The organism is Streptomyces sp. NPDC097981 (assembly GCF_040302565.1).
GTDB lineage: Bacteria > Actinomycetota > Actinomycetes > Streptomycetales > Streptomycetaceae > Streptomyces.
On record NZ_JBEORW010000051.1, the window covers coordinates 44,775 to 53,378 of the forward strand.

The window sequence follows — 8,604 nt, forward strand, 5'->3', positions numbered from 1 at the left end:
CGCTCCACGCGAGAAGGACCGGCCGATGCCCAACCCCCCAGCCACACCACCCTCACGCCGCCTCGGCCGCACCCAGACCGCAGCCGCGCTCCTGCGCGGACTGCTCTCCCTGACCGTGCTCGCCACGCTTCTGGCCGGACTGCCTGCCCTGCTGTGGTGGGCCACCGCCCTCGTCGGACCGCCCGGACTCGCCGCCCTGACCAACCTGCTGTCCACCGAGGACTCCGGACAGGTCTTCCTCCTGCTCCTGGCATGCGCCGGATGGGCCGGATGGGCGTGCTTCACCATCGCTGTCCTGCTGGAGATCCCCGCCCAACTCCGCGGCCGCGCCGCACCCCAGATCCGAGGCCTCGTCGGACAGCGAGCCGCCGCCGCACTCGTCGCCACCGTCCTGCTCGCCCTGCCGGCCGGCACCGCCCTCGCCGCCCCCGCCACCGCAGCCCCCGCCGGTACCCCGACCATCAGCGCGAGCGCCGCCCCCGTCCCCGGGACACAGAGCAACACGGCACGGACAGAAGCCTCAGCACCGACCGCCAGCACGGCCGTCACCCACACCGTCCGCGACGCACGGCCCGCCGAAAGCCTGTGGTCGATTGCCGCCGAACGCCTCGGCGACGGCGAGCGATGGGGCGACATCGCCGCCCTCAACGAAGGCCACACCATGGGCGACGGCGGCATCTTCCACGCAGACCGGCCCATCCAGCCCGGATGGATCCTGCAGCTTCCCGCCGACGCCCGGCCAGTGACAGGTGGAGAAAACCCGCAGCAGACCGGAGCGGCCCCTGCGACGTACACCGTCGAGGAGGGCGACAGCCTCTCCGGCATCGCCGCGACCACGCTCGGCGACGCCGACCGATACCGGGAGATCTTCGACCTGAACAAGGGCCAGACCCTGCCCGACGGGCACACCTTCACCGACCCCGACCTGATCCACCCCGGCCAGCAGCTCTCCCTCCCCCAACCCGCCACCACTACACCCACCCCGCTTCCGCCGCAGACCCCGCCTGCCACTCAAGCTCCTGCCACGCCCCCTGCAACAACCACCCCTCCACTGGCCGCCCCCGCACCATCAACGTCCTCACCCGCGACGCCGGCGCCCGCACCGTCAACTGCGACTCCCTCGGCTGGGGTCCCGCAGCAGACCACCTCGCCAGCCACCTCGCCAGCCACCCCGTCCGCCCGTGACACCACACCGAGCACCGAGAGCCCCACGACCATCAACTGGGCGTTGGTCGCAGGGATCGGCACTCTGCTGGCCGCCTCCCTGGCCGGAGCCCTCGGGGTCCGCCGGATCCTCCAGCAGCGCCAGCGCCGCGCCGGACAGACCATCGCCCAAGACCCGGACCCCACCACCGCGGAGCAGGTCCTGGGCGCGGCCGGCGAGCCAGGCGGCATCGTGCTCCTCGACCGTGTCCTGCGCACCCTCGCCCACCACGCCGCCGAGGCAGAGCGCGACCTGCCCGCGCTGCGCGGCGCCCGCCTCGACGCCGACGGCATCATCCTGCTGCTGAATGAGCCGGCGGAGCCGGTCGCTCCGTTCACCGGCGGCCCCGACACCCGCGCCTGGAGGCTCGACGGCGACGCCGTACTGCTGCCTGCCGACCAGGCCAAGGACGTCCAAGCCCCGTATCCGGGACTGGTCACGCTCGGCGCGACCGAGACCGCTCTGGTCCTGGCCGACCTCATGACCTGCCGCGTGCTACTCCTGGACGGCGAGGCCGACGAGGTCCTCGAAGTCGCCCGCGCCCTCGCACTGGAGCTCGGCACCTGTGCCTGGACCGACTACAGCGAAATCCTCACCACCGGACTCGGATCCCGCCTGGCCGGACTCCTCCCCCAGGGCCGTATCCGCACCATGCCCCACCTTCCCGCCGTCGCCACCGACCTCGGCGAACTCCTCCTCGAAGCCCACCAAAGCGGGGAACAGGTCCTGCCCTGGCTGCTGATCGGCGCCGGCGACAGCGACAAGGAACACGTCACCCAGCTCGCCGATGCCCTCGCTGCCGCGCGCAACCTGGACACCGCCGTCGTCCTGCCCGCCACGGAAACCACGCGCCGCGTCTTCCCCCACGCCGAAATCCTCAACACCAGCCGCGACCAAGACGCCCGCCTGGAACTGCTGGACGAGCCGGTGACCTTGCAACGAATCACCGACGAGCAGTACCTGCAGTACGTTCATGCACTCCAGGTATCCGTGCAGGAACCCGAACCCGCGACCGGAGCGTGGGAATTCGCCGAGAACCACGACCAGCCGGCCGCCACCGGCGCGCCTTTGACCGTGCGGGTGACCAGCGAAGAAGCCCACGACCCCGGCAATCCCTTCCCCGCCCTCCTCGCAGCCACCACCCCCGGCGCCCCCGCGGCCGGGAGCGAAACGGTAGACACCTCCGAGGCTGCCGCAGCCAAAGGCCAGCCCTCCGCGGCCAGCACCCTGAACGAACACGCCCGCCCCGGCCAGCCCCCCGAACTCATCCCTGCAGCCCGGACCTCAGCCGAACGAGGCGACTACTACACAGGTGTCTGCATCGAGATGCTGGGGCCCCTGCGTATTACCGGCGGCCTCGGATCCGCCCACAGCCCCCGCACCACCGCCATCGCGGCCTTGATCCACCTGCGCCCAGGTCGCAGCGCCGAGTACCTGTGCCAAGCGATGGACCCCGTCAACCCGTGGTCCACCCGCACCCTGCACTCACGCCTGTCCGAACTGCGCAACCAGATCGGCCTGACCGGCGACGGATATCCGCTGCTTCCGCGGCCCAAGAACGGCAGCGGGTACGCCTTCCACCCGGCCGTCACCTCCGACTGGGACCAATTCCAGCAGCTGGCCTCCAGCGGGCTGGCTGCCGGCCCCGCAGGCGGTATCGCGGACCTGGAAACGGCGATGGGGCTGGTCCGCGGGAAGCCGTTCGACGGCAGGACCCTGCCATGGGCCGACCCCGTCATCCAGGACATGCTGTCGAGGATCACCGACACCGCCCACACCCTCGCCCGCTGGCACACCGACGGACCCGCCCCCGACCTCGACGCCGCCCGCCACACCATCCAGCATGCCCTCGACATCGAGGAGACCTCCGAAGTCCTCTACCGGGACCTCCTCCACATCGAATGGGCAGCCGGCAACACCGCCGCCATCCGCAAGACCGTCGCACGCCTGCAGCACATGGCCCGCACCTACGACATCACCCTCGACAGCCTCACCGAGGACACCATCAACCTCGTCCTCTCCGGCCAGCCCTCCCCCACCACAGCCGGGACCACTGCAACCTGACAACCAGCACGGCAGACATGGGTGTGGGCCCCGCAGAAAGTGCAGGGCCCACACCCATGTCATCAGCGGGCCAGCTACCCCGCGTTCAAGCGAGCGCCGCCACCCCGTAACGGGCCGCGGCGAGGAGTTCAGCGCGGGCCGGCCCCTCACCGGCAGGCTGCCGCGTCACCCACTCTTCCCGCACGTCCGCCACCGCCGCGCACACAGCCCGCACTTCCACAGCCATGGCTTCGCCCAAACTGTCCATCTGCGGCCCGGTGACCACGACCGGCCCGAAGAAGCCGTAAGGGATCTCCATCCCCCGCCACACGGACGCCAGCACCCACGCCGACAGATTCATCGCCAGCCGCTCGGACTGCCCGTTCCCGTGCACATGGAACTGCGCCCTGCGGTGATACACCGCCGCATCCGCCACCCCACCCACAGCCGCGCGCACCACCTGCCTCCGCTCGGTGTCCCCATCTGGCCAGGACAGCACAACGACCGCACCATCCATATCGATCCGTAAGACCGTGCCCACGTCACCCTCCCCATCACCAAGTCAGCCCACAGCCTAGGAGCGATCGGCGGGCACTGACCGGCAAACGGCCGGTGCCCCGACGAACGCGGAGCAACGAGATCCCTGGACAACTCACTGCCCCGGAAGCGGCCCTGTCCGATTCCCTCGGCCAATGAGCGCAGCCAGTCACCGGGCACGCAGCGGTGTTCGGGGGCTGGTGACTTCGGGAGATCGGTCATGACCGATGACCGCTGGAGGTCGAATCGGTCACCGGTCACCGGTCACCGGTCATCCTGACCATCGGTCATCGGTCAAACCACAGGTCAAAGGGGTGTAGCTGCCGGATCGGTCACAGAGGAAGCGGCCAAGTATGGATGGGGTGCCAGGACTCGACCACGCCGGCCGCTCACGTCGAATGGGGCTCCAGAATCGGCGTGCTGGTGACTCGCACCGGTGAGGTGATAGCCGGTCACTCACCGATTCCGTCACCGGATTGGTCACCGAATCACTCACCAAGGCCGGTCAGATCATAACCGATCACGTCACCGGTCACCGGTCACGGAGGCGTCGGTCACCGAGGTATCGGTCACTGGTCACCGAGAGGTGTCGGTCACGCAGGGGCGGTCCGCTTCAGACCGAGCGGAGGTGAGCGTGCCCCTGCTGCCGACGCTGCTCGGTGAGGTGCTTGCCCACGTCGATCACGCGACGCTGACCCGTCTTGCGACATGGTCGGCTATTGAGCGTGCTTCCATCTCCCGGGGATACTGAGGGGTATGGAGCTGCGTGGGGACAAGGTCGTACTGCGGCCGGTGGCCGTCGGCGATGGGGAGGTCCTTGACAGGATCGTGCGGGAGCCAGGAGTCGCGGCGTGGTGGTCGCCCCCGGACGACTTCGAGGGCATGCTTACCGTTGTCTTCGAGGGCGAGGTCATCGGGGCGATCCAGTTCGAGGAAGAGGCCGATCCGGAGTTCCGGCACGCCGGTATCGACATCTTCCTGACGGCGCGGCATCACGGGAAGGGACTCGGCACCGACGCCGTACGCACTCTGGCCCGGTGGCTGGTGCACGAACGAGGCCATCATCGGCTGACCATTGACCCCGCCGCGGCCAACACCGCGGCGATTCGCAGCTACGGCAAGGTCGGGTTCAAGCCCGTGGGGATCATGCGGGCCTACTGGCGCGACCACCGGACGGGCACCTGGCAGGACGGACTGCTTATGGATCTGCTTGCCGAGGAGCTGATCTGACCGGTGGTCGGCGCCAAGTACACCGGGCGTGACGTGATGCGGGCCGCACCAGTTCTTCGGCTGTGCAGACGAAGCGGGCCCGTGCGGCCCTGTCCCATGCTGCCTTCACCGGCATCTCCCGTGCTCATCTCGGCGGATTGATCGAGGATCGGTCACACAGGGATGGTCGGCATCAGACCGAGCGGAGGTGAGCACGTCCCTGCTGCCGGCGCTTGATGAGGCTCGTTGAAATTCCCCACCCTGTGCTCAGGGGTTCCCCAGACCTGCTCACCTTGATTCCCCACTCCGGCGCGCTGACCTGCGGACGGGCGCCACACGGGAGGGGCCGCCCGATAGCCAGCCAGGTCCAGGGGCGGGACGGACTGTCCAGGGTGGCCGAAGGCCAGCACGCAGTGCCGCCGTAGGCGCCCTTGACCGGCCGGCACGGCCCGTACACTGCACGGTCGGGCGGCCCCGGCCATCGTCGCTTCCAGCAACCAAGTGGGGAACGAAGAGCAGCACTGGCCGATTTCACAGATCCTCATCACGCTGCTCGGTGAGGTGCTTGCCGGCGTCGATCACGCGGCGTTGACCCGTCTTGGGGGACACCCCCAGACGGCGGGCCACCTCTGCTCCGGACAGCTTCACGCCGGTGTCTTCGGCCTCGGCGAGCCAGGCGGCGACGGTGAGGATCTGCTGCCGGACCGGATCCAGGACAGGCTCCTCGGTCTGCTGCTGGGGCAGCCGAGCGGCGGCCGTACGAGTGTCGGTGACCGTCGCCTCCCAGAGCTCCGTCTCTCCCACCGGCTCTTCGAACGGACCGGTCAGCCCGTCGAGGGACGTCTGCTCACTGTCTGCGGCCGACAGCCGGTCACCGGCCAAAACCGATGCCGTCGGCACCTGACCGGACACGGAGGCGTGCGCGGCGGGTGCGTGGACGTCGCGGCGGGCCCAGGAGGCTTCAAAGAAGGGATGGGGTCTGGAGGCCGCACCGTAAATGGTCATCGAAAGAGCCGTCCGGCTTCCGGGGAACCGGGCCAGCAGCTCCTCCACCTCCATCGCGGGCAGCGGCCCACCGGTCGCCGGGTCCACCACCCCGTAAGCCTCGGCCAGGTGCCCGACGAAAGCAGCGGCGTCAGGAACCGCGCCGGTGCGCGCCGCGTACGAGCAGCATGCCTCCCAAAGCTCCGCCTGCGTCATACGGGCCGACTCTGCAGCCACCGGGGCGACTGGCCGCGTCGGCGTCCGCGCTCCCTGGACTTCGGGATTGTCAGCGTGACCGCGCCCGTACCCGTCATTCGTGAGACCGGCAGCCGGCCCCAACGCGGCGGCGAAACCCTCATCCGCATCTGCGGACTCCTCCACGGCCTGCTCCCCCGCCACGGCCGGTGCGGCGACCAGGGCACCCTGCGGTCCATCGGCCCGCTCCACCGTCAGCTGCTCGGCGGTCGCCGGCTTGGGGGGCAGCAGCACGGCGTCGATGCCCGCCGCCGCCAGTCCCTCCGGTGCCGTCTGGGACAGGGGGACGCCGATCCGGGCCAGCTTGAGCGGCATCAGCGCCTCCACCGGGGCCTTGCGGCGCCACGCGCGCCCGTACCGGGCCTGGAGCCGCGCCTGGTAGATCAGCCGGTCCTGCTCCATGCCGACGGCCTGCTCGTAGGAGCGCAGCTCCCACAGCTTCATCCGGCGCCACAGCTTGAACGTGGGGACCGGGGAGAGCAGCCACCGCGTGACGCGGACGCCCTCCATGTGCCGGTCCGCGGTGATGTCCGCGATCCGGCCCACCGCGTGCCGGGCCGCCTCCACCGTGACCACGAACAGGATCGGGATCACGGCGTGCATGCCCACGCCCAGCGGGTCCGGCCAGGCGGCCGCGCCGTTGAACGCGATCGTCGCGAACGTCAGCAGCCACGCCGTCTGGCGCAGCAGCGGGAACGGGATCCGGATCCACGTCAGCAGCAGGTCCAGGGCCAGCAGCACGCAGATGCCCGCGTCGATGCCGATGGGGAACACCAGCGAGAAGGTGCCGAACCCCTTCTTCACGGCGAGCGCGCGGACCGCGGCGTACGAGCCCGCGAAGCCGATGCCCGCGATGACCACGGCTCCTGCGACCACGACGCCGATGAGTATCCGGTGCGTACGAGTCAGCTGCATTCGGGCTACCTCTCCTCCGCTTCGTTCTCGTCGCTGCCCAGGTTCTGGTCTTCGGCCATGAACGGAGGGTGCGCCGGGGTTTAACGCCATTGGGAGTGATCGCACCGATCGCTGGGGACCTTCGGTGCCGTGTAGGCGTGCGCCGCGGCGGTGTAAAGGAAGCACGCCGTGAACGGTCCGGCGCACACAAACGCGGCGGCACTTGCATCGGCCCGCAACCTTTGGCTTCTGTCAAAGTGGAAGATTCGTCGTCTGCTGCGGACTTGCCGTCCCGCCCCTGACAGGTGAGCGTTCGCCGGAAGGGGCTCGCACTCCCGGGGGCCGCCGGCCTGTGCGCGCGCCCCTGAATCCGTCATTCAGTCTCCTCCGTCAGCTGGTCCAACCGGGATGTCATATCCGGCGGCGTCGATGGCGGCGCGGATGGTGGTGCATTCCTCGCATGTGCAGCCGGTTCCGTGCGCGATGTCGTTCTGGGCGGTGCGGGAGCGGTCGTCGCGGCAGGGGTGACATAGGCCATCCGTAGGCGGCGGGCTACGGAACTTCTCGGAGCAGTCGGCGCAGCTCCACTTCTCGGTCAGGCCCTCATACGGGATGGCTGGGCGGGGGCCGGGGCTGCTCGTCCCCCCGTGGCGTGGGACCGGGATGGTGGCAGCTTGGGGGCGTGCCGCGGTCTTTCGGTCGGCTTTGCGGTTGGCGCAGATTCCACATGGTGTTCCGGTGTCGACGTCATGGCCGTCTTCGCAGCGGGGCTCGGGGCAGTCGCCGGTGCCCAGGAGGGTGATCAAGGTACCGATCGCGGTGTCCAGCTCCCCAGCATCTGCCTTTGCTGCGTAGCGCCAGGCGTACCACCGGCGTTCGATACGTGCCGTGATTTGGCCGGCGGTTCGCTCACGCGGTGTGCAAGCAGCGAGGGCTGCGAGGATGGCGTTTCGGATGACTTTCGGCCGGGGGGTGGGCAGGAGGGATACGAGCTGCGCTGGGAGTCCCGATTCCACGGCGCCAATGGCGGCCGCCTCGGCGGGCGTCAACAGCTTGTGCTTCGTCACCGGCGCCTTCTTGCACGGCACTTGAAGCGCGGCGGCCTCGCTCGGCTTCTCGCGGGAGCCTCTACCTGTACTGGCCCTGCGGGCGTCTGGCAACGCGGGTTCTGGAGAAGGGTTATGGATGGGGGTATAGACAATGCCCTCCGTGGGTGGAGGGAGGAGGGGTCCAGGGCTGGAGGGCGTCCTCCCTCCATGGATGGAGGGAGGGGCAGTGGCTGCTGAGGAGTCCCGGGCCGCCTTCAGGACGTCCAGCACGTACAAGGAGTCGCGCGATCGGGCGGCCGTCGCGGGAGAGCATCCGGATGACGTCGTAGGCGCGCTTCAGCGTGGTGCGGATGAGGTGAACGATGCAGAGCTGGACCACCGTGGCGGGGAAGACGGTGCTGACCGCCTCGGGCAGGCCCTTCAGCCCGT

4 protein-coding genes and 1 pseudogene are annotated in these 8,604 nt (G+C 69.6%); 2 read left to right on the forward strand and 3 right to left on the reverse strand.

The window, feature by feature from the left end:
• Positions 1-25: 25 nt before the first annotated feature.
• Positions 26-3,268, forward strand: a complete 3,243-nt coding sequence (locus ABTY04_RS34390; RefSeq protein ID WP_352217371.1) for an AfsR/SARP family transcriptional regulator — start codon at positions 26-28, stop codon at positions 3,266-3,268.
• Positions 3,269-3,353: 85 nt separating this feature from the next.
• Here the strand turns inward: ABTY04_RS34390 and ABTY04_RS34395 are convergent, their stop codons facing one another.
• A complete protein-coding gene (locus ABTY04_RS34395) occupies positions 3,354-3,788 on the reverse strand; it encodes a hypothetical protein (RefSeq protein WP_352217372.1) in 435 nt (144 codons plus the stop codon).
• Positions 3,789-4,540: 752 nt separating this feature from the next.
• Between ABTY04_RS34395 and aac(6') the strand changes: the two genes are divergently transcribed.
• The gene (gene aac(6'), locus ABTY04_RS34400; RefSeq protein ID WP_352217373.1) at positions 4,541-5,014 is read left to right on the forward strand and encodes an aminoglycoside 6'-N-acetyltransferase; all 474 of its coding nucleotides are present in this window, start codon (positions 4,541-4,543) and stop codon (positions 5,012-5,014) included.
• A gap of 510 nt (positions 5,015-5,524) precedes the next feature.
• On the opposite strand, the gene ABTY04_RS34405 is transcribed toward aac(6'), so the two are convergent.
• Positions 5,525-7,147 (reverse strand): DUF2637 domain-containing protein, encoded by a 1,623-nt coding sequence (locus ABTY04_RS34405; RefSeq protein WP_352217374.1) that lies wholly within the window; start codon positions 7,145-7,147, stop codon positions 5,525-5,527.
• A 1,362-nt stretch (positions 7,148-8,509) separates the two neighbouring features.
• A pseudogene (locus ABTY04_RS34410) lies at positions 8,510-8,604 on the reverse strand (transposase); the annotation flags it as partial.